The organism is Caballeronia terrestris (genome assembly GCF_001544515.1).
Classification (GTDB): domain Bacteria; phylum Pseudomonadota; class Gammaproteobacteria; order Burkholderiales; family Burkholderiaceae; genus Caballeronia; species Caballeronia terrestris.
In genome coordinates this window covers 115,701-139,484 of sequence record NZ_FCOL02000004.1, presented here as the reverse complement: position 1 = coordinate 139,484, position 23,784 = coordinate 115,701, and the positions used below count along the sequence as shown (strand labels likewise).

General features: G+C 62.1%; 27 protein-coding genes and 5 tRNA genes. 16 read left to right on the top strand and 16 right to left on the bottom strand.

Annotated elements, in window-relative coordinates; all coding sequences use genetic code 11:
* Positions 1-113: 113 nt before the first annotated feature.
* Positions 114-203 (top strand) — tRNA-Ser (locus AWB67_RS05310).
* A 64-nt stretch (positions 204-267) separates the two neighbouring features.
* On the opposite strand, the gene AWB67_RS05305 is transcribed toward AWB67_RS05310, so the two are convergent.
* Positions 268-513, bottom strand: coding sequence for a sugar ABC transporter ATPase (locus tag AWB67_RS05305; protein ID WP_235025044.1), 246 nt, complete (start codon positions 511-513; stop codon positions 268-270).
* Between the two features lie 270 nt (positions 514-783).
* On the opposite strand from AWB67_RS05305, the gene map reads away from it, so the two are divergent.
* The 5 genes from map to minE all read left to right on the top strand — a co-directional run bounded on the left by map (position 784) and on the right by minE (position 4,309).
* The gene (gene map, locus AWB67_RS05300) at positions 784-1,566 is read left to right on the top strand and encodes a type I methionyl aminopeptidase (protein WP_087655185.1); all 783 of its coding nucleotides are present in this window, start codon (positions 784-786) and stop codon (positions 1,564-1,566) included.
* Between the two features lie 113 nt (positions 1,567-1,679).
* Positions 1,680-2,219: a GNAT family N-acetyltransferase gene (locus AWB67_RS05295; protein WP_087655184.1), complete on the top strand. Its 540-nt coding sequence runs from the start codon at positions 1,680-1,682 to the stop codon at positions 2,217-2,219.
* Positions 2,220-2,379: 160 nt separating this feature from the next.
* Positions 2,380-3,153 (top strand): septum site-determining protein MinC, encoded by a 774-nt coding sequence (gene minC, locus AWB67_RS05290; protein ID WP_087655183.1) that lies wholly within the window; start codon positions 2,380-2,382, stop codon positions 3,151-3,153.
* Positions 3,154-3,229: 76 nt separating this feature from the next.
* The gene (gene minD, locus AWB67_RS05285) at positions 3,230-4,045 is read left to right on the top strand and encodes a septum site-determining protein MinD (protein WP_087655182.1); all 816 of its coding nucleotides are present in this window, start codon (positions 3,230-3,232) and stop codon (positions 4,043-4,045) included.
* Positions 4,046-4,054: 9 nt separating this feature from the next.
* The gene (gene minE, locus AWB67_RS05280; RefSeq protein WP_035926261.1) at positions 4,055-4,309 is read left to right on the top strand and encodes a cell division topological specificity factor MinE; all 255 of its coding nucleotides are present in this window, start codon (positions 4,055-4,057) and stop codon (positions 4,307-4,309) included.
* A gap of 126 nt (positions 4,310-4,435) precedes the next feature.
* Here the strand turns inward: minE and AWB67_RS05275 are convergent, their stop codons facing one another.
* Together AWB67_RS05275 and AWB67_RS41735 are read right to left on the bottom strand one after the other, a co-directional pair.
* Positions 4,436-5,794, bottom strand: coding sequence for a chloride channel protein (locus tag AWB67_RS05275; protein WP_087655181.1), 1,359 nt, complete (start codon positions 5,792-5,794; stop codon positions 4,436-4,438).
* Between the two features lie 217 nt (positions 5,795-6,011).
* Positions 6,012-6,191: a hypothetical protein gene (locus AWB67_RS41735; protein WP_087655180.1), complete on the bottom strand. Its 180-nt coding sequence runs from the start codon at positions 6,189-6,191 to the stop codon at positions 6,012-6,014.
* A gap of 227 nt (positions 6,192-6,418) precedes the next feature.
* Here AWB67_RS41735 and AWB67_RS05265 point away from each other — a divergent pair, with 227 nt between their 5' ends.
* Positions 6,419-7,552, top strand: coding sequence for an OpgC domain-containing protein (locus AWB67_RS05265; protein WP_087655179.1), 1,134 nt, complete (start codon positions 6,419-6,421; stop codon positions 7,550-7,552).
* A gap of 6 nt (positions 7,553-7,558) precedes the next feature.
* Here the strand turns inward: AWB67_RS05265 and AWB67_RS05260 are convergent, their stop codons facing one another.
* Entirely contained in the window at positions 7,559-8,863 is a 1,305-nt protein-coding gene (locus AWB67_RS05260) for an MFS transporter (RefSeq protein WP_087655178.1), read from the bottom strand.
* A gap of 204 nt (positions 8,864-9,067) precedes the next feature.
* Complete coding sequence (locus AWB67_RS05255; RefSeq protein ID WP_087655177.1) at positions 9,068-9,550, bottom strand: TonB family protein; 483 nt, start codon at positions 9,548-9,550, stop codon at positions 9,068-9,070.
* A 128-nt stretch (positions 9,551-9,678) separates the two neighbouring features.
* On the opposite strand from AWB67_RS05255, the gene AWB67_RS41365 reads away from it, so the two are divergent.
* Together AWB67_RS41365 and AWB67_RS40745 are read left to right on the top strand one after the other, a co-directional pair.
* Positions 9,679-9,834: a hypothetical protein gene (locus AWB67_RS41365; protein ID WP_181505493.1), complete on the top strand. Its 156-nt coding sequence runs from the start codon at positions 9,679-9,681 to the stop codon at positions 9,832-9,834.
* 55 nt (positions 9,835-9,889) lie between these two features.
* Entirely contained in the window at positions 9,890-10,048 is a 159-nt protein-coding gene (locus AWB67_RS40745; RefSeq protein WP_159964790.1) for a hypothetical protein, read from the top strand.
* Between the two features lie 57 nt (positions 10,049-10,105).
* Here AWB67_RS40745 and AWB67_RS05250 read toward each other — a convergent pair whose 3' ends face one another.
* The 6 genes from AWB67_RS05250 to rph form a co-directional block, all read right to left on the bottom strand.
* Positions 10,106-10,426: a hypothetical protein gene (locus tag AWB67_RS05250; RefSeq protein WP_087655176.1), complete on the bottom strand. Its 321-nt coding sequence runs from the start codon at positions 10,424-10,426 to the stop codon at positions 10,106-10,108.
* A gap of 324 nt (positions 10,427-10,750) precedes the next feature.
* Positions 10,751-10,840: transfer RNA gene (locus AWB67_RS05245), tRNA-Ser, on the bottom strand.
* Positions 10,841-10,884: 44 nt separating this feature from the next.
* Positions 10,885-12,075 (bottom strand): MFS transporter, encoded by a 1,191-nt coding sequence (locus tag AWB67_RS05240; RefSeq protein WP_200822178.1) that lies wholly within the window; start codon positions 12,073-12,075, stop codon positions 10,885-10,887.
* A 29-nt stretch (positions 12,076-12,104) separates the two neighbouring features.
* Positions 12,105-13,322, bottom strand: coding sequence for a radical SAM family heme chaperone HemW (hemW, locus tag AWB67_RS05235; RefSeq protein WP_087655174.1), 1,218 nt, complete (start codon positions 13,320-13,322; stop codon positions 12,105-12,107).
* Positions 13,319-13,936, bottom strand: a complete 618-nt coding sequence (gene rdgB / locus AWB67_RS05230; RefSeq protein ID WP_087655173.1) for an RdgB/HAM1 family non-canonical purine NTP pyrophosphatase — start codon at positions 13,934-13,936, stop codon at positions 13,319-13,321. Before rdgB ends, hemW begins: the two co-directional genes overlap by 4 nt.
* On the bottom strand, positions 13,929-14,690 hold the full coding sequence (rph, locus tag AWB67_RS05225; protein ID WP_087655172.1) for a ribonuclease PH: 762 nt from the start codon (positions 14,688-14,690) through the stop codon (positions 13,929-13,931). The genes rdgB and rph overlap by 8 nt, the downstream gene beginning before the upstream one ends.
* Before the next feature lie 256 nt (positions 14,691-14,946).
* Here rph and AWB67_RS05220 point away from each other — a divergent pair, with 256 nt between their 5' ends.
* The 5 genes from AWB67_RS05220 (at position 14,947) to AWB67_RS05200 (ending at position 19,887) form a co-directional block, all read left to right on the top strand.
* On the top strand, positions 14,947-15,879 hold the full coding sequence (locus AWB67_RS05220; protein ID WP_087655171.1) for a YicC/YloC family endoribonuclease: 933 nt from the start codon (positions 14,947-14,949) through the stop codon (positions 15,877-15,879).
* Positions 15,880-15,886: 7 nt separating this feature from the next.
* Positions 15,887-16,564, top strand: coding sequence for a guanylate kinase (gene gmk / locus AWB67_RS05215; RefSeq protein WP_087655170.1), 678 nt, complete (start codon positions 15,887-15,889; stop codon positions 16,562-16,564).
* A 56-nt stretch (positions 16,565-16,620) separates the two neighbouring features.
* On the top strand, positions 16,621-16,824 hold the full coding sequence (rpoZ, locus tag AWB67_RS05210; RefSeq protein ID WP_031359151.1) for a DNA-directed RNA polymerase subunit omega: 204 nt from the start codon (positions 16,621-16,623) through the stop codon (positions 16,822-16,824).
* 71 nt (positions 16,825-16,895) lie between these two features.
* Positions 16,896-19,304: a RelA/SpoT family protein gene (locus AWB67_RS05205; RefSeq protein ID WP_087655169.1), complete on the top strand. Its 2,409-nt coding sequence runs from the start codon at positions 16,896-16,898 to the stop codon at positions 19,302-19,304.
* Positions 19,305-19,395: 91 nt separating this feature from the next.
* Positions 19,396-19,887 (top strand): phage protein NinX family protein, encoded by a 492-nt coding sequence (locus AWB67_RS05200; protein ID WP_087655168.1) that lies wholly within the window; start codon positions 19,396-19,398, stop codon positions 19,885-19,887.
* Between the two features lie 54 nt (positions 19,888-19,941).
* Here the strand turns inward: AWB67_RS05200 and AWB67_RS05195 are convergent.
* The 3 genes from AWB67_RS05195 to AWB67_RS05185 form a co-directional block, all read right to left on the bottom strand.
* A tRNA-Arg gene (locus tag AWB67_RS05195) sits at positions 19,942-20,018 on the bottom strand.
* A gap of 97 nt (positions 20,019-20,115) precedes the next feature.
* Positions 20,116-20,192, bottom strand: a tRNA-Arg gene (locus AWB67_RS05190).
* A gap of 97 nt (positions 20,193-20,289) precedes the next feature.
* Positions 20,290-20,366 (bottom strand) — tRNA-Arg (locus tag AWB67_RS05185).
* Between the two features lie 140 nt (positions 20,367-20,506).
* Here AWB67_RS05185 and greB point away from each other — a divergent pair.
* Positions 20,507-21,064: a transcription elongation factor GreB gene (gene greB / locus AWB67_RS05180; protein ID WP_087655167.1), complete on the top strand. Its 558-nt coding sequence runs from the start codon at positions 20,507-20,509 to the stop codon at positions 21,062-21,064.
* 63 nt (positions 21,065-21,127) lie between these two features.
* Here greB and AWB67_RS05175 read toward each other — a convergent pair whose 3' ends face one another.
* Together AWB67_RS05175 and AWB67_RS05170 are read right to left on the bottom strand one after the other, a co-directional pair.
* Positions 21,128-22,267, bottom strand: coding sequence for a porin (locus AWB67_RS05175; RefSeq protein ID WP_087655166.1), 1,140 nt, complete (start codon positions 22,265-22,267; stop codon positions 21,128-21,130).
* 521 nt (positions 22,268-22,788) lie between these two features.
* On the bottom strand, positions 22,789-23,034 hold the full coding sequence (locus AWB67_RS05170) for a hypothetical protein (protein WP_125477554.1): 246 nt from the start codon (positions 23,032-23,034) through the stop codon (positions 22,789-22,791).
* A 352-nt stretch (positions 23,035-23,386) separates the two neighbouring features.
* On the opposite strand from AWB67_RS05170, the gene AWB67_RS05165 reads away from it, so the two are divergent.
* Positions 23,387-23,590, top strand: a complete 204-nt coding sequence (locus AWB67_RS05165; RefSeq protein ID WP_087655165.1) for a cold-shock protein — start codon at positions 23,387-23,389, stop codon at positions 23,588-23,590.
* The last annotated feature ends 194 nt before the right edge of the window (positions 23,591-23,784 follow it).

Genomic DNA, 23,784 nt, shown 5'->3' with positions numbered 1-23,784 from the left:
TTTTTCGGGAAAGATGCGAAAAGGGGCTTGGAAAGCCAAAACAGCTTCGCTATAATCTTGAACTTCGCTAAGCAACGACCCGCTAGCGAAGGCCGGAAACGGTTTGGTTTAACGGAAAGGTGGCAGAGTGGTCGAATGCGCTGGACTCGAAATCCAGTGTACCTTTAGGGGTACCGTGAGTTCGAATCTCACCCTTTCCGCCAGAATTTAAAAACCCCGCAGATCGAAAGATCTGCGGGGTTTTTGCTTATGCGCGGCCCAATCACCTCAAGTCGTACATCGCGCGATATCGAAACGCAGTTCCGGCTCCGGCAATCCGCTGTACTCGCCGGCCGACTTCTGCACCTTCACGATCGACCCATACCCCGACGGCGTCAGCGTGACAAGCCACGCATTCGGCCCGACAACGAGTTCCGTGGAACCGCTATCGCGGATCGTCTGCACGGAGGGCAGCATGCGTTCGAGGCAACTGGAAATATCCGACGCGGTCCGCGCCGACGAAACGTGAATCACGGGTTTCGAGGCGCGCAACTCCGGGCCACTGGCCGTGCTGCAAGCGGAAAGAACAACAACAGCGACAACGGCAAATCGACGTAGAGACATAGACCTTCGACCAAGGAAAAGAGCCCCAATAAACCGTAAACGCCGGCACAAAACAAGGCCGCCTGCACCGCGCCCCGTCCGGACCCTGCGCCCGGCGATGCTATCATCGCCGACAAATCCGCTCACCACGCCGCCGCTCCCAAGAGCGCGACCGCGTCCCGACTTCATCCGCTCCACTCAATGGCCATTACTCTCAAGACGCCCGCCGACATCGAAAAACTGCGCATCTCAGGCCGCATGGCTGCCGAGGTCCTCGCGATGATCGGCGAGCATGTCCGCCCGGGCGTCACCACCGACGAACTCGATTCGATCTGCAACCGCTTCATCGTCGATGAACTGAAAGCCATCCCGGCGAACGTCGGCTACATGGGGTTCCCGAAGACGGTCTGCACGTCGGTGAATCACGTCGTATGCCACGGCATTCCTGGGCCGAAGGAACTGAAGGACGGCGACATCATCAACATCGACGTCGCGATCATCAAGGACGGCTACTTCGGCGACACAAGCCGCATGTATTACGCCGGGAAGCCGAACGAAGAAGCGCAGCGCCTCTGCGATACCACCTATGAAGCGATGGTCGCGGGTATTCGCGAAGTGCGGCCGGGCGCGACACTCGGCGACGTCGGCCAGGCGATTCAGACGGTCGCGCATCGCGAGGGATTTTCGATCGTGCGCGAGTATTGCGGCCACGGCATCGGCCGCGTGTATCACGAGGACCCGCAAGTGCTGCACTACGGCCAGCGCGGCGCGGGCCTGCGACTGAAGCCGGGTCTCGTCTTCACGATCGAGCCGATGGTGAACGCGGGGCGCGCGGCCACCCAGCAATCGCGCGACGGCTGGACCGTCACCACGAAGGACCGCTCGCTCTCGGCGCAATGGGAGCACATGGTCGCCGTCACCGAGGACGGCTTCGAGTTGCTCACGCCGTGGCCAGACGGCGCCGGCGCGTATGCTGCGCCGTGAAAAAGCCCTCGCGAGCCGCAAGCGGCTGATTGCAAGAAAAAATTGACTCAATCGCCCGTTCGGTTGAAGCTATAAAGAGATAGCCAGCAAGAGCCAGAGAGATAATCGCCCGCATGAGTCCTTCACTGACCGTTCGCCGCATCGCCGCGCATCAGGGGGCCGTCCTCCGCGAGCTCCGCACGGCGTCCCTGCGCGAGGCGCCGTACGCCTTCGACGAAACGCTCGAGGATGCGCTGCTCGTCGCCGAATCCAGTTTCGGCGATACCGCCAACCACCACGCGAACTCCGCGACCACTGCCACGTTTCTGCTCTACACCGAAGGCCATCCGGCGGGTCTCGTCGGCGCATTCGTCGACGAAGCCGCGCGCGGCCGTGCTTTCGTTCACGCGTTGTGGGTTGCGCCCGCCGTGCGGCATCTGCGTGGCGGCGAGCTGCTCGTGAATGCGGCGACGGAGTGGCTCGCGGCGCAAGGATCGTCGGAAGTGTATGCATGGATCGCCGATGAAAACCGTACCGCGATGCGCTTCTACGAGCGCCTCGGTTTCGGTCCGACGGGCGATCGCCGCGCAATGCCCTTGCACGCCGAAGTTTGGGAAACGCTGCTCGTGCGCCACGTTCACACGGAAGAGCAAGATACGCCGGGCACGGCGTGAATCGTCCTACCTGTCCTCGCTTTTCGCCGCGCCGATGTCGTTCTTCGCGCGGTGGTCCTCGCGGTCCTTCATCACGCACACGTCGCACGCAAACCGGTCTTAAAAAAGATGGCCGAGCGCGCGCGCGCCTGTAAAATACGCAAAATTTTTGGCTGTTCCTATGTCGCTCAACAAAACGCCCTTTTTCGAACTGCGCAGCGGCTCCGTCGACACGCTTCTTTTCGTCGTCAAGACCACCGACCTTGACGCGCTGCGCACCGAACTCACGCGGCGCTTCGAAGCGACTCCCGAGTTTTTCGCCAACGACGTCGTCGCAATCGACGTGCGCCGTCTCGCCGAGACGTCCGCCACCGATCGCGTGTCGCTCGACGAACTCGCGCAGTTGCTCGCGAGCGTGCGCATGCGGCCGATCGGCGTCGTCGCGTCGCCCGCGCAGACGTGGGCTACGCAATGGGCGTCGTCGGGCGGATTGCCGCTGCTCGAAGCACGCGACCGGCGCGGTGCACCGAAGCCGTCTGAAGGCGCCGCGAGCGCGAACACCGAAGCCGCGGCCGTGATCGAAGCCGCCGTCGCGAAGACGCCGCCGCCGGCGCTCCCGATGCCCGCGACCATCATCGACCGGCCGTTGCGCTCCGGCCAGCAGGTGTATGCGAAGGGCGATCTGATCGTGCTCGGGCTCGTGTCCTACGGCGCGGAGTTGATCGCGGAAGGCAACATTCATATTTATGCGCCGTTGCGCGGGCGCGCGCTCGCGGGCGTGCACGGCAACCATGACGCGCGAATTTTCTGCACCTGTCTCGAGCCGGAACTGATCTCGATCGCGGGAATCTACCGGACGACCGAGAACCCGTTGCCTGCCGATATCCTCGGCAAGTCGGTGCAGATCTGGCTCGACGAAGAAAAACTGATGCTCGAACCGCTGCGGCTCACCTAGTGCGTGGCGCCTGACCGAACGGCGCGCACCCGGGCAACGGCAGCCGGACTTAATTGACGAACACAAGGTACTTTGTATGGCAAAAATCATTGTGGTGACTTCGGGGAAGGGCGGCGTCGGCAAGACGACCACCAGCGCGAGCTTCGCAACGGCGCTCGCATTGCGCGGCCACAAGACGGCCGTGATCGACTTCGACGTCGGTCTGCGCAACCTCGACCTCATCATGGGCTGCGAACGCCGCGTGGTGTACGACTTGATCAACGTGATCCAGGGTGAAGCGAACCTGAACCAGGCGCTCATCAAGGACAAGAAATGCGAGAACCTTTTCATCCTGCCGGCGTCCCAAACCCGTGACAAGGACGCGCTGACGATGGAAGGCGTGGAAAAGGTGATCAACGATCTGATCGCGATGGACTTCGAGTACATCGTGTGCGATTCGCCAGCTGGCATCGAATCGGGCGCGCTGCTCGCGATGCACTTTGCCGACGAAGCGTTGATCGTGACGAATCCGGAAGTGTCGTCGGTGCGGGATTCGGACCGCATTCTCGGCATTCTGTCGTCGAAGACGAAGCGCGCGATCGAGGGCAAAGAGCCTATCAAGGAACATCTGCTGATCACGCGGTACAACCCGAAGCGTGTGAGCGAAGGCGAAATGCTCTCGCTCAGCGATATTCAGGAAATCCTCCGGATCGAACTCATCGGCGTGGTTCCGGAATCGGAAGCCGTGCTGCATGCGTCGAACCAGGGTCTGCCCGCCGTGCACCTCGATGGTACTGACGTCGCCGAATCGTACAAGGACATCGTGTCGCGATTCCTTGGCGAGGAAAAAGCGCTGCGTTTCACCGACTATCAGAAGCCAGGTCTGCTGCAACGCATCTTCGGCACCAAGTAAGGGGACGCAATGTCGATTCTTTCGTTTTTGCTGGGCGAGAAAAAGAAGTCCGCTTCGGTTGCGAAGGAACGCTTGCAGTTGATCATTGCGCACGAACGCGCGGGCGGCAAAGCTGCCGCCGATTATCTGCCGGCGTTGCAACGGGAACTCGTTGCCGTGATTTCCAAGTACGTGAAGATTTCCAACGATGACATCCGCGTGAGTCTCGAGCGTCAGGACGACCTCGAAGTGCTGGAAGTGAAGATCGAAATTCCGCAGGCGTAAAAACGCGAAAGCTGCGCACGTGCTTTGAATGGCGCGTGTCGGGGAATGAAAAGCCAGGATCGGGTGATCCTGGCTTTTTGTTTTTCTGCGGGAACGTTTGCGTGAGTCGAAGTGGAATCGTCCGATTTATTTCCGGGGCGCTTTGTCTTTCTCTTCGACTTCCGGCGTCTCCGGCGAAGGCGCGGGCTTGTGCCCCTTATAGCGCTCGGACAGCGCCTCATATAGCGGCGGCGCGAAAAAGCGCGACACGCGGCTCGCGATCAGCGCGGTCGCCATCAGGGAGATCACGAGCGCGTGGCCGTTGATCATCTCCATCACGATGACGAACGCCGTGATCGGTGACTGCGTGACTGCCGCGAGATAGCCGACCATCGCGAGCGCGATCAGCATCGAAAGCTGCATGTGGCCGAAGACCATGTGCAGCACGTTGCCGAAGCCCGCGCCGATCGACAGTGACGGCGCGAAAATCCCGCCCGGAATGCCCGGCAGATACGAGCCGATCATCGAGATCATTTTCAGCAGCGGATAGAAAAGCGAAAGCTGCTCGTGGCCCTCCAGCAGGCCGCGCGCTTCCGCGTAACCGCTGCCGAACGTCGTCCCGCCCGACACGACGCCGACCACCGCGATCACCAGTCCGCACAGCGCGGCGAACGCGACCGGCCGCGATGCGTGGAGCGCCCTGAGCGGCGCGGGAATCCATTTCGACGTGTTGAGCAGCAGCCAGCAGAACACGCCGCCGGCGATGCCGGTCACGACCGCCGTCAGGACGACGGCAAGCGCAAGCATGTCGGGAAAGTGCTGGCCGATGTCGATCGTGCCGAAGTACGTGTAGTTGCCGTTCAGCCCGAGCGCGACGATCCCCGCGAGGATAATGCCCGTGATCAGCACGCCGCTCGTGCGCACTTCGAAGCTGCGTGTGAGTTCCTCGATCGCGAACACGATGCCGGCGAGCGGCGTATTGAACGCCGCCGACAACCCCGCCGCCGCGCCCGCGAGCACGAGTTGCCGTTCGATGAGTGCGTTCGAGCGCGGATAGAGGCGGCGCAGGTTGAACATGAGCGCGGCGCCGATCTGCACGGTCGGGCCTTCGCGGCCGATCGTGAAGCCGCCGAGGATCGCGAGGAACGACACGGCGATCTTGCCCGCGAGAATGCGCAGCGTGAGGAGACGCGCGCCGGAGGCGGACGTGGGGCCGTCGAGCACCGCGATCACCTGCGGGATGCCGCTGCCCTCGGCGCCGCGAAAGAAAGTCCGCGTGAGCCAGACAGACACCGCGGCGACGGCCGGCGTGACGAGGAGCGGCAGCCACGCGTGCTCATGTTGCGCGGTCTGGAAGACGCCGTAGCCCCAGTCGATGAGCCGCGCGTAAAACACAGCAACGAGGCCGACCACGATTGCGCCCAGCCAGAAGATGCCGTAGCGGCGCCAGAGGCTTCGTGCGCGGCGCGCGGTGAGGATCGGAATGGAACGCAGGACGCGAAGCATGCAGATTTCCGGCAAAGCGTCGATTATATCGAGGTGCTTGCAGGTCGATCCGCATAATCGGTCTGTCAGAAGAAACAAGCGCAACGCTTCGTTAGAACGCTTCCATTGGGGATGGTGGCAGCGGTATTAAATTCCTAACAAAGATAATGTGTCGCGCATTTCCGGAATTTTCTTCGTGTGTGAAAGCGAAGCGAATCGAAGTGTTGGGTGGATTAATTCACGCTGTCAGAATTTCGAAAGCGATAACCGCAGCGAATGCGCCGACATTGGCAACCAGCGCTTCGACAAGAACGCCGCGCCAGCTCTTCGGTCGAAAGCGGACGGCGAGCAGCAGTGCCGTGAGAAGCGCCATGGCTACGACCGCGACCAGATGCGAGCTTTGAAAGTGAATCGGCATTTGGGTGACTCCCCGATTATCCTGCTGATTAACCTGAGTGTATTCCGCACTGTGCCAGAAGCAAATCCGACAAAAAAGCCATTTTCACGCCATATACAAGGTGGACAGTGGCTGAGCGATCAAATAAATCTTGAATTGGGGAATCTTTTCCCGTAGCTTCGTACAAACCCGAATACGCTCGACGCTCTTCTTGAAGCGCACGAGTATCGGACGCGGAGCTTTCACCGATGACGACATTGACCGGGCGCTCACTCGAAGTCGATTTCTTTCGAGGAATTGTCCTGCTCATTATTGCTGTCGATCACATATCGGGAAGCGTCCTTTCAAACTTCACGCTGCATAAATACGCGTTCTGCGATTCCGCCGAAGTATTCGTGTTCCTCGGCGGTTATGCATCGGCGGCGGCTTATACGGCGATGGCAGCGCGGCGTGGTTCGTTCGCGGCGCGCTTGCGCTTTTTCAAACGCAGCCTGGAAATCTACCGCGCGTACCTCTTCACCGCCGCGCTGATGCTCCTCGCGGGCGCGACGTTGATGCTGCTGCGCCTGGATACACCGCTCGTCGATTTCACCGAATGGCCCGCCTTCCTAGACGGCCCGCTGCCGCTTATCGCCGGCATTGCGACCCTGCGTCACCAGCCGTATCTGTCGGCGGTGCTGCCGATGTACGCGTTCTTCGCGCTCTCTGTGCCGCTCGTCGTGCCGCTCGCTGCGAAAAAGCCAGTGCTCGTGCTGCTCGGCAGCCTTTTCATCTGGCTCTTCGCATCGCAACTCGGGCCGCTTTTGCCTTCCGCCTACGACGAAGGCTGGTCGTTCAATCCGTTCGCGTGGCAGTTGATGTTCATGAGCGGCGTTCTCGCGCGCACCCAGCCGATCAGCGCCGAGTTTCACGCGAGCGCTACCGCGCGCTGGCTGACGCGCATCGCGGTCGGCGTCGTGCTGGGGTTCGCGTTCGCGAAGCTCTTCATCGAAATCGCGCCGCCGCCCGGTTACATGAAGCAGAACCTCGCGACGCTGCGCATCGTGAGTTTCGGCGCCGTGGCCTGGGTGTTCGCGCGGGCCGTGCACGCCGGATGGATCGGCGCGCTCGCGCGCGGCCTGCCGGGTGTCGTGACGATCGGCACGCAAGGGCTCGTGTGTTTCATCGCGGGGACGGCGGTATCGATCGTGCTCGATACCGCGTTGCGCGTGCTTCCAACGGGCCACTTCGCGTGGCTCGCGGGACTCGCCGCCGATGCGCTCGCCATCGGCAGCTTGCTGCTGCTCGCGCACGTCTGGCGCGACTGGAAGAATGTGCGGCGCGTGCCGGCCGTCAAGGGCCAGCCGGTGCCCGCGCACGCAACGAACCGTCGCGAGCGGTAAAACGCGTCAACTCAACCTGATATCGCGCGTCTCGCGCATGCACAGCACGCCGACGAGACTGACCGCCGCCGCCACCGACACATAGCCGCCCACCCACGCGAGCCCGCCGCGATTCGCGAGCAGTTGCGCGATGTACGGCGCCACCGACGCCCCCAGAATCCCCCCGAGGTTGTATGCGACGCCGGCGCCGGTGTAGCGCACGCTCGTCGGGAAGAGTTCGGGCAGGAGCGCGCCCATCGGGGCGAAGGTCACGCCCATCACGAACAGTTCGAGCGTCAGGAAGAGCGCGACGGCGTAGGTGTTGCCGCTACCGAGCAGCGGCGCCATCGTGAAGCCGGACAGGATCGCCGCGATGCAGCCGACGATCAGAACGGGCCGGCGCCCGAAGCGGTCGCTGGCGCGCGCGGAGATCGGCGTCGCGATCGCCATGAAGATCACCGCGAAGCACAAGAGGCCGAGGAATTTCTCGCGCGAGAAATGCAGCGTCGACACGCCGTACGAGAGCGAAAATACTGTCGAAATGTAAAAGAGCGTGTAGCAGACGACCATCGCCAGCGCGCCGAGGAGGGTCGGCGCGAGGTATTGGCCGAGGAGCGTCGCGATGGGCACGCGCACGCGCTCGTGCCGCTCGATGGCCGCGCGAAACGCCGGCGTCTCCGCGATTTTCAGGCGCACGTAGAGCCCTAGCGCGACGAGCACCGCGCTCACGAGGAACGGCACGCGCCAGCCCCAACTGCGGAACTGGTCGTCGGAGAGCGAGAGCGCGAGGCCGAAGAACAGGCCGTTCGACGCCAGGAAACCGATCGACGGCCCGAGTTGCGGGAACATGCCGAACCAGCCGCGCTTGCCGGGCGGCGCGTATTCCGTCGCGAGGAGCGCTGCGCCGCCCCATTCACCGCCGAGACCGATGCCTTGCCCGAAGCGCAAGATGCACAGCAGCACGGGAGCGGCGCTGCCGATCGAATCGTAGCCGGGGACGAAGCCGATGAGCGTCGTCGAGACGCCCATCACGAGCAGCGACGCGACGAGCGTCGACTTGCGGCCGATGCGGTCGCCGAAGTGCCCGAAGATGAACGAGCCGATCGGCCGCGCGATGAACGCGATGCCGAACGTGACGAATGCCGAGAGCGCCTGCGCTGCCGGCGAGCCGTGCGGGAAGAACACCGGCCCGATGACGAGCGCCGCCGCGGTGGCGTACACGTAGAAATCGTAGAACTCGATGGCGGTGCCGATGAAGCTCGCGAAGATCACGCGCGAGGCGCTGTTTTTTCCGTTATTGGGCGCGTCGGCGGAAAGCGATGCTGAGGACATGGAGTCTCCGTTGTCTTTGTTGCTGGAATGGGCGTCTCTCAGAGGATCGGCGGGCGCCGCGGCATGTCGTGATGTGCGGCGCTGCGTGCGGAACGCTTCCTCGCGCGGGTCGACGGGCAAGCGTTGCGCCGTGCCGGACGGGGCCGGCTGGGCGTGGCGAAAATTATAACGATCGTGCGTCGCGCGGGGCAACCGGCCAGACGGCTAATCGATGGTGGTCGCTTGCGGCGAGTGTGACGTCTGCAACTGGAACTTGCCGTTGTCGTTGAACATCCAGCCTTCGAAGAGTTCGAGCCGGCCGCTGCCGTTCAGAAGGCGCGCGGGCGGTTCCGGCAACGGCGACGCACGGCGCAGCGAGGCGAGCGCGGTGGCTTCGGCTTCGTCGTCGCCGTTGGTGCGGTAAACGGACGATTCGACCACGCGCCCGCCGCGATCGACGGTGAACGACACCACGACGAACGAACGCAGCATTGCTTGCGGCGTGCCCTTCAGGACGAGCGACGGATTGCGCTCGAAGATACGCTGCGCGACGCGTGTTTTGTACTGATCGAGCGTCGCGCTGCTGACGGCCGCGGGCGGACGGCTTTCGACGGACTTCGGCGGCGGCGTGATCGTGCAGGCCGCGAGGGCGATTGCGATCAGCGCGGCGCTCAGGCGCTGCGCGTGCTCTTGCATGGATGCGGTCATGGCGGCCCCCGGTGTGCTGCTGGCTGTTATGACTTCATGTTAGTCAAAAGCGTCGCGGGGCACCATGCGTGCGAGCGGGACCGCGCATTGCTGGCGCTTTCATCATCCCAACACAGGAGGAGACAGCGATGAGCGATACGAACCAGGCGAGCGACGCACAGCCCGCCGAACACAGCGACAACGAAAAGAGCAAGCTGCCGGAGCGCGACGACGATGCGCGCAAGCAAGGGCCTAATGACAATCCGGGGAAGAAGGACGGCGAAGGGGAGCCGGATGTAGGTTGACGCGTTTGGTGCTAACTTGATGTTGGGGAATGTGCCCCGTCATCGGGAGAACGCGATGTCTACTGCTTCTACCAACGCCGAGCCGGTGAAGCCAGCGCCTACTGACAGACCGGTGCCGTCGGCTTCGCCACAGGACGCTCCGTCGAAACCGGATGCCGACAAGGCCGAGCCCGCGCCGCATGAGCGGCCACCGGTGCGATCTGACGACAACTGATGGTTTTACTTGGGCTTGGTGACATCCCGTGCGGCGGTCAATGCGCGCGGGATGTTTTCACTTCGTCGTCACGCTAGGCTTGGTCAACTCGTAGCATTCGACGGGCGCCGAGGGCCGTTTCGCGCTGGCATCGACGGCGTGGTTCTCGAAGCATTTATAGACGCTGTTGGTCTTTTGCAGGAAGAACGTATCTTCCGCCGACGATGACCCGGCGCGCGCCGCGTCGCGCGTGACGGCGACTATCGAGTAGCCGTTCTGGATCAGTTCGAAGAGCGTGGTCTCGGTGAAGCGCCATTGGCTGCCCGAGGACTCGTCCGCATTCGCGGAAAGGGCGCTCATCGTGAATATCCCGAAAGCGATGGCGGCAGCGATTCTCATTGGCGGGGCTCCTTGTGTTCTTGTGGGCGAACGCGTTTGAGTTGGAAGTGGCGCGGGCGTTCGCGTGGGGGGTGATTTTTTGTCGTGGACGGTTATCAGAGGGGCAGGTTTTCTATATACGACAGGATCGTTACTCGTAATCCAGAAGCGTATGACAACCAGCCAGCGCCTGACAAATGAAGACGGCGAAGTGCGTGAACTCACCGACGCCGATTTGACGCGGTTCAAACGTGGAGGACACGCGCTTCTGGAGACGTTACGTCGGAAGCTGGAGAAGGAAGAGGGAGATTCGACGGCAGGTGGAACCCCGCCGATAAGAAATTCTGGCGGAGGCGGTGAGATTCGAACTCACGGAAGGATCACTCCTTCGCCGGTTTTCAAGACCGGTGCCTTAAACCGCTCGGCCACACCTCCAGAAGGCGCGTATTGTAGCGCAACTTTTCCGCTCAGCGGACGCCTCAGCCTTCCAGCGAGCGCGTCGCGCGGAGCGCAGGAAAGAGCCGTATCCACAGCATAGCGACCGCGATCGTCCCCAATCCGCCGATCAGCACCGCTGGCACCGCGCCGAACAGCCCCGCCGTCATCCCCGATTCGAACTCCCCCAACTGATTCGACGTTCCGATAAAGAGCGAGTTGATCGCGCCGACGCGTCCGCGCATTTCGTCGGGCGTCTGCAATTGCACGAGCGACATCCGCACGACGACACTGATCACATCCGACGCCCCCAGCGCAGCGAGCGATACCATCGACAAATAGATATTTGTCGACAATCCGAACACGATCGTCGCAAGCCCGAAAGCGATCACCCCCGCGAACAGCGCCGTCCCCGCACGCTGGCGCAGCGGAAAGTGCGCGAGCCAGATCGATCCGGCGAGCGCCCCGGCCGCCGGCGCCGCGCGCAGCACGCCGAGCCCCCACGGCCCGGTGTGCAGGATGTCGTGCGCGAACACCGGCAAGAGCGCGGTCGCGCCGCCGAGCAGCACCGCGAAGAGATCGAGCGACAACGCGCCCAGAATCACCGGCTTGCGTCGAATGAACGCGATACCCGAAAACAGCGCCTCGAACGACAGCGGCGCGCGCATCCGCACGGCTTCATCGATGCGAATCGATGCCACCAGCACGCCCGCCGCGAGAAACGCGCACGCCACCACGCCATACACGCTCAACGCGCCGATCCCGTACAGCAAGCCGCCCAACGCCGGCCCGAGGATCTGCGCGGTCTGGTTCGCGGACGTCGACCACGCGGTCGCGTGCTGCAACTGCGTGCGCGGAATCAGGTTCGGCAGGAGCGCCGCCATCGACGGCGATTCGAACGCGCGCGCCGCGCCCGTGATCATCGCGATCGCATAGATGAGGCCCGCGCTCTGCCACCCGTGCCACGCGCCGACGCAGAGCACGAGCGCCGCGACGCCCTCGATCATCTGACAGACGAACGCAATCGTGCGCCGGTCGTAGCGATCGGCGACATGGCCGACGACGAGCGTCAGCACGAACATCGGCAGGAACTGCGCGAGGCCGACGAGCCCGAGCGCAAACGCGCTGTGCGTGATCGAATAAATCTGCCAGCCGATGGCGACAGACATCATCTGGAACGCGACCGACGACATCACCCGCGCGCTCCAGAAGAGCGCGAACGGACGATGACGCATGACCGAGCCAGGCAGCGTGCTCGGGGCGCTCAATTGACGGGGTCCTTCAGGAAGAGTTCCTGGAGGTCGTTCAGGAAGCGCTGGCCTAACTCCGTAGGCGCGATGCGCTCGAAATTGCGCGTGATGAGGCCGCGCCGTTCGGCTTCGACGAGCGCGGGCTCGATCGTCGACATCGCGAGGCCCGTGCGCTCGACGAACGCATGCACCGGAAAGCCCTCGACCAGCCGCAGCGTGTTCAGCATGAATTCGAACGGCAGGTCGCGCGGCCCGACTTCGCGCTCTTCCTGGATCGGATTGCCGCCGAGCGCTTCGTCCATGTACGTCGCGGGATGCTTGTAGCGCGCCTGCCGCACGATTTTCTGCGGAAAAGACAGCTTCGTATGCGCGCCTGCGCCGATGCCGAGATAGTCGCCGAAGCGCCAGTAGTTCAGGTTGTGCCGGCTCTGCCGATGCGGCTTCGCATACGCCGACACTTCGTAGCGCTCGTAACCCGCCTCGCGCGTGCGCTCGTGAATCCACTCCTGCATGTCGGCGGAGGCGTCGTCGTCGGGGACTTGCGGCGGGAATTTCGCGAAGAGCGTATTCGGCTCCAGCGTCAGGTGATACAGCGACAGATGCGGCGGCGCGAAGCCGATCGCCGTCTCGATATCGCGGCGGCATTCGTCGAGCGACTGCTGCGGCAGCGCGAACATCAGGTCGAGATTGAAGTTGTCGAAATGACGCGCGGCGATTTCGACGGCTTTATGCGCCTGCGTCGAATCGTGGATGCGCCCGAGCGCCTTCAGATGCTCCGCGTTGAAGCTCTGGATGCCCACCGACAGCCGGTTCACGCCGCTCGCGCGAAACTGCGCGAACTTTGCGGCTTCGAACGTGCCAGGGTTGGCTTCGAGCGTGATTTCAGCGTCGGCGTCGAGCGGGAGGAGGGCGCGGGCGTCCGACAGCAGGCGGTCGAGCCCCTTCGCCGACAGCAGACTCGGCGTGCCCCCGCCGATGAAAATCGTGTGCACCTGCCTTCCCCAGACGAGCGGCAGCGCGCTTTCGAGATCGGCGCGCAAGGCGTCGAGATAGCGGTCTTCGGGAAACGACTCGCCTTTCCACTCGTGCGAGTTGAAATCGCAATAGGGGCACTTGCGCACGCACCACGGAAAGTGGACGTAGAGCGAGAGCGGCGGGAGCGACGTCAACCGGATGCTTCCCGGCGACGTGAACGCCTTCACGACATTGATGGCCTGCGGACCGGTGCTCACGCCAGTTCCTTCAGGCGCGCGAGCAGTTCGCGAAGCGCGATCGCGCGATGGCTGCTTGCGTTCTTGCGCGCGGGATCGAGCTCGGCGGCGGTCGCGTTCAGCGACGGCAGGAAGAAGTGCGGATCGTAGCCGAAGCCGTTCGCGCCGCGCGCTTCGTCGATGACTTCGCCATGCCAGCGGCCTTCGGCGATCAGCGGTTCGGGGTCGTCGGCGTGACGCACGAGCACGAGCACGCAGAAATAGTACGCGCGGCGGTCCGGCGTGTCGCGCAGCTCGGTGATAAGGCGCGCGTTGTTCGCCGCATCGCTCTTTTCGCCGCCAGCGAGTTGCGCGAAGCGCGCCGAATACACGCCCGGCGCGCCGCGCAATGCGTGCACGCAAAGGCCGGAATCGTCGGCGAGCGCGGGCAGGCCCGTCAGTTTCGACGCGTGCCGCGCCTTCGCGAGCGCGTTTTCGACGAACGTCACGTGCGGTTCTTCCGCTTCCGGAACACTAAGCGTGCCCTGCGCGATCAGTTCGATCCCCGCAGCGCTCAACAGCGACGCGAATTCGCGCAGCTTGCCCGCGTTGTTCGACGCAAGCACGACGCGCTTCAATCCATTCACTTCAGACACCTTTTTGCTCCAGCGCGGCTTTCTGCTTCGCAATCAACGCTTCGATGCCGCTTTGCGCGAGATCCATCAGCGTATTCATTTCGGCGCGCGAAAACGGCACGCCCTCGGCCGTTCCCTGCACCTCGACGAAACCGCCCGCGCCCGTCATCACGACGTTCATGTCGGTGTCGCATTGCGAGTCTTCGTCGTAGTCGAGATCGAGTACCGGCTCGCCTTCGTACACGCCGACTGAAATCGCCGCGACGAACTCGTTGATCGGCGATTCCGTGATCTTGCCCGCCGCGATCAGCTTCGAGACGGCATCGTGCGCCGCGACGAACGCGCCGGTGATGCTCGCGGTGCGCGTGCCGCCGTCGGCCTGGATCACGTCGCAATCGATGTGCAGCGTGCGCGCGCCCAGCTTGTTCAGGTCGAACACCGAGCGCAGCGCCCGGCCGATCAGCCGCTGGATTTCCTGCGTGCGGCCGGTCTGCTTGCCGCGCGCGGCTTCGCGGTCGCTGCGCGTGTGCGTCGCGCGCGGCAGCATGCCGTATTCCGCCGTGAGCCAGCCCTGGTCGCGCCCGCGCAGGAACTCGGGCACGCGCTCCGCGATGCTCGCCGTGCAGATCACTTTGGTGTCGCCAAATTCGACGAGCACCGAGCCTTCCGCGTGCTTCGTGTAATGGCGCGTGATGCGCACGTCGCGCAACTGGTTCGCGCGACGGCCGCTCGGGCGGACGAAGGAGGCGGGGTCGAGCAGGACGGAGTCGGTCATGGATGATGGCGGACAAAAAGGAAGGGAAAAGGAAGCAACGCTTAACCCGTGATTTTATCGTTATTCGAGATGCACGTCCGGCGACGCCCGCGAGCGCGCCAGTACGCAGGGCCGTTTGGCGGGCGATGACGGTAAAAATGGGATAATGTTCGCTTCCCCGCCCGGCCACCCTCGCGTGCCCTGACAGCACCAACCTCGAGCCGGGCGCTCGTAGCAAACCGGCCTTCGTTCTGAAGGCACTATCGCGAGACGTACGATGATCTACAGCATGACAGGCTATGCGAGCGCGACGCGCGAAGTCGCAGCCGGTGGCGCGGGCGCCAATGGCTCGGGCGTCGGAGTATCGGTGGAATTGCGCACGGTGAATTCGCGCTTTCTCGACCTGAACTTCCGCATGCCCGAAGACGTGCGCGCCTGCGAGCCGCAATTGCGCGAAATGCTGATGACGAAGCTCTCGCGCGGCAAGGTCGATATCCGTATCAACCTGAATCGTGCGGAGCAGGCGGCGAGCGCGGGCGCGCTGAATCGCGACACGCTTTCGCAACTCGCGGCGCTCGAACGCTCGGTGCTGGAAATCTTCCCCGACGCCGAACGCATGCGCACCGGCGAAATCCTGCGCTGGCCGGGCGTGCTGGCGGAAGGCGGCGTGTCGCCGGAAGCGCTGCGCGAAGCGGTGCTCGCGTGCGGCAAGCAGGCGATCGCCGATCTCATCGACGTGCGCGCGCGCGAAGGCGCGGCGCTCGCGGCGGTGCTGATCAACAACGTCACGGAGATGGAAGCGATCGTCGCGCGCGTGACGCCGCTCGTGCCGGAACTGATCGCGAAGCATCAGCAGAAGATCGTCGAACGCCTGCAGGACGCGCTCGGCATCGCGGCGCCGGAGGGCACGGCGACGAGTCTTCCGCGTGAGGAAATCGCGGAACGCATCCGCCAGGAAGTGACGATCTACGGCATCCGCATCGATATCGCGGAAGAACTGCAGCGGCTCACCGCGCACCTGACCGAGACGCGCCACGTGCTGCAAAAGGGCGGCAAGGTCGGCAAGCGGCTCGACTTCATGATGCAGGAGCTCAATCGCGAGGCGAACACGCTCGGCTCGAAGGCGGCGGCGAAGGAACTCGCGGATTCATCGATGACGTTGAAGCTCCTCATCGAGCAGATGCGCGAGCAAGTACAGAACCTGGAGTAACGCTTCAATGACCACCACGACGCGCACCTCGCATCTCAGCACCTACACCGGCATCTATCCGGGCAACCTGTTCATGGTCGTCGCGCCGTCGGGCGCGGGCAAGTCGACGCTCGTCAACGCGCTGCTCGCGCAGGACCAGGCGATCCGGCTGTCGGTGTCGTACACGACGCGCGAGCCGCGTCCGAAGGACCAGAACGGCGTGCAGTACCACTTCGTCTCCGTCGACGAATTCATGGAGCGGCACGCGAAGGGCGAATTCCTCGAAAGCGCGGAAGTGCACGGCAACTACTATGCGACCTCGCGCGTGTGGATCGAGGAGCAGATGAAGAGCGGCCACGACGTGCTGCTCGAAATCGACTGGCAGGGCGCGCAGCAGGTCAAGAAGCAGTTCCGGAACGCGGTCGAGATTTTCATTTTGCCGCCCTCGCTCGATGCGCTCGAAGACCGTCTGAAAAAGCGCGGCCAGGACCCGCAGAACGTGATCGTGCGGCGCCTTCTCGCGGCCGGCAGCGAGATGTCGCATGCGCCGGAAGCAGAGTACGTGGTCATCAACGAAAACTTCGAGCGGGCGCTTGCCGAACTGCAGTGTCTCGTCAAGGCGACGCGCCTGCGCTTCGGTTCGCAATACGCCCGCCACACGCAGCTTTTCGTAGAGTTGGGGATTCACACGCCGCATGCTTCGTGATCAGGGCCTTCTGGTCACATAAGGTAGAATAAAGAACATATTCCAAGGAAACAAACATGGCTCGCATCACCGTCGAAGACTGTCTGAAAATGATCCCGAATCGCTTCGAGCTCGCGCTCGCGGCCACTTATCGCGCGCGTCAGCTCGCACAAGGCCACACGCCGAAGATCGAAAGCCGTGACAAGCCGACGGTCGTTGCACTGCGCGAAATCGCAGCCGGCCAGGTCGGCGTGGAGATGCTGAAGAAGGTGCCGGTCTAACGCGCACCGTTTCAGCGTCGGTCGCAACTCAACCATCGACGTCGGCTACGTCACCCACCACGGAGGCGAACATGAGTCACACACCAGTGCCCGTCTCCATCGACGTGGATTCCGACGCCGACCACGATTCGAATTCTGATTCCGCCAACGAGCCGGATCAGGATTCGAATCAATCGCTTCCCGCCCGAAAGTACATCGACGCAGTCCTCGAACAGTCGTTTCGCCATCTGTTCGGGCCGACCGCCACTCCCGAAAAGCCACGCCGCCACGACGTCGTTTCGATCTCGAAGCTGACGAACGAGCTTGCCTCCTATCTCACGCCGGAAGAGATCAAGGAAGTGAAGGCGGCTTTCCATTTCAGCGACGAAGCGCATCTCGGCCAGTATCGCCAGAGCGGTGAGCCGTACATCACGCATCCGGTCGCGGTCGCGGAAATCTGCGCGGGCTGGAAGCTCGACGCGCAATCGATCATGGCGGCGCTTCTGCACGACGTGATCGAAGACCAGGGCGTGACCAAGACCGAAATCGCGGAGCGGTTCGGCGCGAAGGTCGCGGAACTGGTCGACGGTTTGTCGAAGCTGGACAAGATGGAGTTCCGCAATCGCGAGGAAGCGCAGGCGGAAAACTTCCGCAAGATGCTGCTCGCGATGGCGCGCGATGTGCGCGTGATCCTCGTCAAGCTCGCCGACCGGCTGCACAACATGCGCACGCTCGGCGCGGTGCCGTCGGAGAAGCGGCGGCGGGTGGCGCGCGAAACCATCGATATTTACGCGCCCATCGCGCACCGGCTTGGCCTGAACAACACGTATCGCGAGTTGCAGGACCTGAGCTTCGCGAACTTCAATCCAAATCGCTACGCCACGCTCGAAAAAGCCGTGAAGGCGGCGCGCGGGAATCGGCGGGAAGTGGTCGGGAAGATTCTCGAATCGGTCCAGCGCACGATCGCGGATGCGAAGATCTGCGCCGAGGTCACGGGCCGCGAAAAGACCATCTACAGCATCTACAAGAAGATGCGCGACAAGCAGTTGTCGTTCTCGCAGGTGCTCGATGTGTATGGGTTCCGCGTGGTGGTCGAGAGCGCGCTCGAGTGCTATACGTGCATCGGCGCGCTGCATGCGCTCTACAAGCCGGTGCCCGGCAAGTTCAAGGATTACATCGCGATTCCGAAGGTGAACGGCTATCAGTCGTTGCACACTACGCTCGTCGGCCCGTTCGGCGCGCCTATCGAGTTCCAGATCCGCACGCGCAAGATGCACGAGATCGCCGAGGCGGGCGTCGCCGCGCACTGGCTCTACAAGAACGGCGGCGCGGATCTCAACGACGTGCAAAAGCGCGCGCATCAGTGGCTCAAGTCGCTGCTCGACATCCAGAGCGAAGCGGGCGATTCCAGCGAATTCCTCGAACACGTCAAGATCGACCTGTTCCCGGACGCCGTCTACGTCTTCACGCCGAAGTCGAAAATCATGCCGCTGCCGCGCGGCTCCACGGCGCTCGACTTCGCGTATTCGATCCACAGCGACCTCGGCAACCAGTGCGTCGCCGTGAAGATCAACAACGAATTGCTGCCGCTGCGCACCGAGCTGAAGAGCGGCGACATCGTCGAGGTGATCACCGCGCCGTATTCGAAGCCGAATCCCGCATGGCTCGGCTTCGTGCGTACAGGCAAGGCGCGCTCGGCCATTCGGCATTATCTGAAGACGATGCGCCTGAACGAGTCGGTGCAGCTGGGCGAGCGGCTCGTCGATCAGAGTCTCAAGGCCTATGGCCTGTCACTCGCCGAGGTCACGCCGGAAGCGTGGGAAAAGCTCGTGCAGTGGACCGGCAACAAGTCGCGCCAGGAAATTTTCGCGGATATCGGCCTCGGCCGGCGTGTCGCGGCGGTGATGGCGAAGCGCATCGAAGTGTTGATGAACGGCCGCGACGACGACGATTCCCCGCGCGAAAGCTTCACGACGAACACGGCGCCGCCCGTCGTCATCACGGGCACGGAAGGCATGTCGGTTCAGTTGTCGGCGTGCTGCCGCCCGATCCCCGGCGACGACATCATGGGCTACATCGGCATCGGCCTCGGCATGGCGATCCACACTACCGACTGCCGTGTCGCGCAGCGTATCCATCGGCGCGATCCGGGGCGCTGGATCGACGTCGCGTGGGCGCCGCAGCCGGGGCGTCTCTTCGACGTCGCCGTCAAGGTGCTCGTGAAGAACAGGAAGGGCGTGTTCGCGCGCGTCGCCGCGGACATCACGTCGGCCGATGCGAACATAGTCCACATCGCGATGGACGAAGATCCGTCGCAGGAAGCCACGCTGTTGCGCTTCGTGATTCAGGTGAGCGACCGCGTGCACCTCGCGAACGTGATGCGGCGCGTGCGGACCAATCCGGACGTGATGCGCATTTCGCGCGAGCGTCCGAGCGACGAGCCGCATCATCGCAACCAGGACGGCGGCATACGTATCGATCGCGAGCGCGCCGACTACTGACGTCGCGTTTCGATGTTTTTTGGCGCGCCGGCGCTGGAACGTAACCTGCGTGCCCGTACTCGTTCAATTCGACGTACAACCAGGCACGACAATGCAAACATCCGATCTCGCAGGCACCGCACTCGACTACTGGGTCGCGCGCGGCTTGCACGAATTCATCCGCGAAATCCACTTCACCGACAGCGGCGAGACGCTCTCCATCCGCGGCAACGATCGCGGCAAGCCGTGGGACGGGCGCTTCTTGCCATCGACTTCGTGGGAAGCGGCGTCGGTCGTTCTGGAGCGCGCTTGCCGGCTCGAAATGAGCGATCACGGACGCGGCGAGGTGGTCTGCGTCGCGACGTTCGGCAAGGACGGGCAGTCGGTGGAAGGGCGCGGCGCGTCGCTACGGATCGCGTTGCTGCGCGCGTTCGTGCGCCATGCATTCGGCGATACTGTCGACGACGAATATCTGCGACGTCCGCAGACGCTGCTCGGCGATCGGGCCGAGGCGATCGGCGAGCCGAGCGCGGTAGCATCGGTGGAGGATGTGCCGGCGCCGGATGGTCGGATTGGCGATATCGGATCGGCGCCGCGGCAATGATGAACGCCGCGCACAAACAAAAAGGGCCTTCCGAATGGAAGGCCCTTCAAAAGGTGGCGCGGCTGGCAGGATTCGAACCCACGACCCCTTGGTTCGTAGCCAAGTACTCTATCCAACTGAGCTACAGCCGCACGCAAAACCGGTACTGACTTATTACTGAACTGCGCTTATGGTTAAACGCATTTTGCTGATTAAGCATCCTTCTCGAAGAAAAGACGCTTGAAAAGATGGTGCGGCTGGCAGGATTCGAACCCACGACCCCTTGGTTCGTAGCCAAGTACTCTATCCAACTGAGCTACAGCCGCACGCAAAACCGGTACTGACTTATTACTGAACTGCGCTTATGGTTAAACGCATTTTGCTGATTAAGCATCCTTCTCGAAGAAAAGACGCTTGAAAAGATGGTGCGGCTGGCAGGATTCGAACCCACGACCCCTTGGTTCGTAGCCAAGTACTCTATCCAACTGAGCTACAGCCGCACGCAGAAGCGAGATTATAGACAAAGCTATCTGAAAAAGGAAGGGCTGGCAGGCGGTTTTCAGCGTTTTCGTCCGCCTTCGTGTTACCTTGTACATAGGCGTTTTCGCATTTCCACGGGTTTTTTCGAGCGGTTGGCACCATGAATAAAGCATTTGTCAAAGAATCGGAAGAGAGCGACGACGATCTAGACATCGCGCAGCCGGACATGCCTGCCGGCACCAAGAACTACATCACGCCGGCAGGGCATCTGCGGCTGCGTGACGAATTGCTGCATCTGCTCGATGTCGAGCGGCCCGAGATCGTGAGGCTGCTGTCGTGGGCGGCATCGAACGGGGATCGCTCGGAGAACGGGGACTACATTTACGGGAAGCGGCGTCTGCGCGAAATTGATCGGCGCATTCGTTTTCTCACGAAGCGGCTCGATCTGGCGGAAGTCGTCGATAGCAGCAAGCAGGAGAATGTCGATCAGGTGTTCTTCGGCGCGACCGTCGATTACGCCGGCGACGACGGCGAAGTGCATACCGTGCGGGTCGTGGGAGTGGACGAGGTCGATCTTGATCAGGGCTATGTGAGCTGGATCTCGCCGATCGCGCGGGCGCTCCTGAAGGCGAAGATCGGCGATACCGTCGCGCTGCACACGCCAGTGGGAATTCAGCAAATCGATATCGTCGACGTGCGGTATCCGCGTTCGGCGTAAGCCTTGAGAGCAAAAAAAAGGCGCCGAACGGCGCCTTTTTCACATCGGTACTGCCAGTCCAGCTTAGAAGCGGTGACGCACACCGATCGTTGCCGAAACCTGATTTTCCGTCGACGACACGCCAACACCCGTGATCGTCGCGCCGAGGCCTGTGCCTTCCGTGTCCGAAACGTGCTGGTATTCGCCTTGCAGATACACGTCCGTACGCTTCGACAGCGCGTAGGCCGTTTGCACGCTCACTTGGTGGAACTTCGGCTTCACGCCATCGATGCGGCTGTCGGTGTACGTGTACGCGCCTGCCAGGCTCAGAGCCGGCGTCAGGTTGTAACGGCCATTGATTTCGTAGTTCGAGAAGCGTGCGTGACCGTCGCTGAACGGAATCGCGCTGCCGCCCGTGCCCGCTGCCGTGACGCCGAGCGCGTCGTCGAGCATCGTTTGTGTGAACACGAAACCAACCACCGCCGGGCCGAACGCGTAGCTCAGACCGCCGCCGAACGTGCGTTGACGGCCGGCTGCCAGCGGGTTGTCGCCGCTCACTGCGCCGAGCGCGTTGCCCGAGACCGTTGCGTCGCCGTTGTTCAGTTGCATGTACGCCGCAGCGACATTCAACGGACCGTAGTTATACGATGCGCCGACGCTGTAAGCGCGGTTGTTCGAGAAGCCGTCGGCCTGGTTCGAGAAGCCGTACATGCCGCCGAACTTGAAGCCCGCGTAGTTCGCGCTCGTGTACTTGACCGAGTTGTTCACGCGGAACGAGTTGTCGAGGTTGTCGTTGTCGAACGGGTGGGCGAACTGCGTGCCGCCGTATTGCGTGCCGGTCAGTGCCAGCGGGCCGAGGTAATCGACGACGGAATCGTACTGACGGCCGAGGGTCACGGCGCCGTACTGCTCGCTCGACAGACCGACGAATGCCTGACGGCCGAATTCACGACCGCCTTGGCCGTTCTGGCCGTTCATGATGTTGAAGCCGTTTTCCAACGTGAAGATTGCCTTCAGGCCGCCGCCGAGATCTTCAGCGCCGCGCAAGCCCCAGCGGCTGCCGTTGACCGAACCGCTCGTCGCCTTGAAGTTGCTGTGGCCTTGCTGGTTGTTGGTATACGTGATGCCCGCATCGATCAGGCCATACAGCGTGACGCTGCTTTGTGCTTGAGCGGCGGTAGCAAATACGCCCGTGAGGGCGGCGACCATGAGAGTCTTTTTCATCTTTGTAACTCCGAGAGCAGAATGGGTCTGTGAACCCAGGCTTGAAGGAAACCTTCCCTCCGACGCGCTGCGAGAGGCGCTGTCAGGCGAGCAATATGTTCAACGTCGAACACATTTGTTTCCGGACCACAGGAAGTGTAAAGACGGTGTTACAGCGCTGGCATTCCGATTTCAGCAATAACCTATTCTTTGATCGGCAATGATGGAAATGATGACTGGAAGCCTTGCTGGATAAGGCTTCGGAGGGAATCAAACGGGTTGGTGAGGCGGTGTCAACCGTGCGGCGTTGCGCATTCACTACATATCAAAAAGGCGCGCGCAACAGGAAAAATCCCAATGTTGGATTATTGAGACTCGTGCAATAAAAGATTGCGAAAAGTACGAGTAATTTTTTCCCGGACCGCCGCTATACTGGCGTCTCTGCTTTCCAAAGCAGACTTTTTCGTTGACGGAAAAGATCTCCAAACTTTGTCAGCGCGACTTCCCAGTCGCGCTTTTTTTTTCGCCTGCTATCCGAGGGCTCAGGCTGCTTTCTTCTCGGCCGTTTCGTCGACGGGCTCGGCGGCGAACTCGTGTTGAAGCGGGACTTGCCAGTCCTCCATGACGTAGTGCCGGGCATCCATCGGCGAGGAAAGCAGGTTTTGCCAGTGATCGCCGTGCCACGCGGGATCGAAGTCGAGCGAAGAAGTCGCGTCTGAAGCGGCTGCAGTCTCCGGCACCGACACCCACGACTTGAGCCATTCAACTGCGCGCTTGATTTCGGTCATCACAACGGGCCCTCCATATCGTCTGCAAATTGCGGCTCCCATATTGCGGAACACGACGAAATCGAACAAGACGCGTAAACACTTACGATTGGATAAGTTTGGTTACATTTGAGGTAAGAAGTTCTTCCGATTATTTCGGGAAGGAAAGCGGATATGTTTCATGCGCTTAGTTATAGCGCTGATGCGGTATTGTTCGACGCTCTTTGTTTAAATCGGCGGCTGCGATTTAAAATTTTCTTGACGCTATCTCCGCCTCCTTATATAAAAGCGATTCCGTGGTTTAAATAGCTCGCACACGGTGTTTATAGGGTTCGCCCTGCTTTTATCAAAAACTTTCGAGGGAATCAGGTATATGGAAACGGGTATCGTCAAATGGTTCAACGATGCTAAAGGCTTTGGCTTCATCACGTCCGACTCCGGCGGTGAAGACCTGTTCGCGCACTTCTCCGAGATCCGTGCCGACGGCTTCAAGTCGCTGAAGGAAAACCAGCGCGTGTCCTTCGAGACGAAGGCCGGTCCGAAGGGCAAGCAGGCAGCGAACATTCGCGCGCTCTGATTCTGGTCGCTTGGCGTCATTAAAACCCCTTGCAGTCGCAAGGGGTTTTTTGTTTTAAGGGTAAGCGAGAATGGCGATGCTTACGGTTCGCTGATAATCCAATCGGGATTTTTAATTACCTAACGCTTATAAAAAGCGCGCCGACTATTCGGGTAAATGCCGGGCGCTTTTTTAGTCCGAATCGGCGCTTCATG

Bases quoted from the DNA above. Each gene is read 5' to 3' on its own strand.
- AWB67_RS40745 (WP_159964790.1), top strand. From the start codon at position 9,890: ATGTCTACTGCTTCTACCAACGCCGAGCCGGTGAAGCCAGCGCCTACT.
- AWB67_RS05260 (WP_087655178.1), bottom strand. From the start codon at position 8,863: ATGTCCTCAGCATCGCTTTCCGCCGACGCGCCCAATAACGGAAAAAAC.
- AWB67_RS05295 (WP_087655184.1), top strand. From the start codon at position 1,680: ATGAGTCCTTCACTGACCGTTCGCCGCATCGCCGCGCATCAGGGGGCC.
- AWB67_RS41735 (WP_087655180.1), bottom strand. From the start codon at position 6,191: ATGCCGATTCACTTTCAAAGCTCGCATCTGGTCGCGGTCGTAGCCATG.
- map (WP_087655185.1), top strand. From the start codon at position 784: ATGGCCATTACTCTCAAGACGCCCGCCGACATCGAAAAACTGCGCATC.
- rpoZ (WP_031359151.1), top strand. From the start codon at position 16,621: ATGGCTCGCATCACCGTCGAAGACTGTCTGAAAATGATCCCGAATCGC.
- rph (WP_087655172.1), bottom strand. From the start codon at position 14,690: ATGACCGACTCCGTCCTGCTCGACCCCGCCTCCTTCGTCCGCCCGAGC.
- AWB67_RS05205 (WP_087655169.1), top strand. From the start codon at position 16,896: ATGAGTCACACACCAGTGCCCGTCTCCATCGACGTGGATTCCGACGCC.
- AWB67_RS05170 (WP_125477554.1), bottom strand. From the start codon at position 23,034: ATGACCGAAATCAAGCGCGCAGTTGAATGGCTCAAGTCGTGGGTGTCG.
- AWB67_RS05250 (WP_087655176.1), bottom strand. From the start codon at position 10,426: ATGAGAATCGCTGCCGCCATCGCTTTCGGGATATTCACGATGAGCGCC.
- AWB67_RS05220 (WP_087655171.1), top strand. From the start codon at position 14,947: ATGATCTACAGCATGACAGGCTATGCGAGCGCGACGCGCGAAGTCGCA.
- AWB67_RS05200 (WP_087655168.1), top strand. From the start codon at position 19,396: ATGCAAACATCCGATCTCGCAGGCACCGCACTCGACTACTGGGTCGCG.
- AWB67_RS41365 (WP_181505493.1), top strand. From the start codon at position 9,679: ATGAGCGATACGAACCAGGCGAGCGACGCACAGCCCGCCGAACACAGC.
- AWB67_RS05165 (WP_087655165.1), top strand. From the start codon at position 23,387: ATGGAAACGGGTATCGTCAAATGGTTCAACGATGCTAAAGGCTTTGGC.
- AWB67_RS05175 (WP_087655166.1), bottom strand. From the start codon at position 22,267: ATGAAAAAGACTCTCATGGTCGCCGCCCTCACGGGCGTATTTGCTACC.
- gmk (WP_087655170.1), top strand. From the start codon at position 15,887: ATGACCACCACGACGCGCACCTCGCATCTCAGCACCTACACCGGCATC.
- AWB67_RS05255 (WP_087655177.1), bottom strand. From the start codon at position 9,550: ATGACCGCATCCATGCAAGAGCACGCGCAGCGCCTGAGCGCCGCGCTG.
- greB (WP_087655167.1), top strand. From the start codon at position 20,507: ATGAATAAAGCATTTGTCAAAGAATCGGAAGAGAGCGACGACGATCTA.
- minE (WP_035926261.1), top strand. From the start codon at position 4,055: ATGTCGATTCTTTCGTTTTTGCTGGGCGAGAAAAAGAAGTCCGCTTCG.
- AWB67_RS05275 (WP_087655181.1), bottom strand. From the start codon at position 5,794: ATGCTTCGCGTCCTGCGTTCCATTCCGATCCTCACCGCGCGCCGCGCA.
- AWB67_RS05240 (WP_200822178.1), bottom strand. From the start codon at position 12,075: ATGCGTCATCGTCCGTTCGCGCTCTTCTGGAGCGCGCGGGTGATGTCG.
- AWB67_RS05265 (WP_087655179.1), top strand. From the start codon at position 6,419: ATGACGACATTGACCGGGCGCTCACTCGAAGTCGATTTCTTTCGAGGA.
- minD (WP_087655182.1), top strand. From the start codon at position 3,230: ATGGCAAAAATCATTGTGGTGACTTCGGGGAAGGGCGGCGTCGGCAAG.
- minC (WP_087655183.1), top strand. From the start codon at position 2,380: ATGTCGCTCAACAAAACGCCCTTTTTCGAACTGCGCAGCGGCTCCGTC.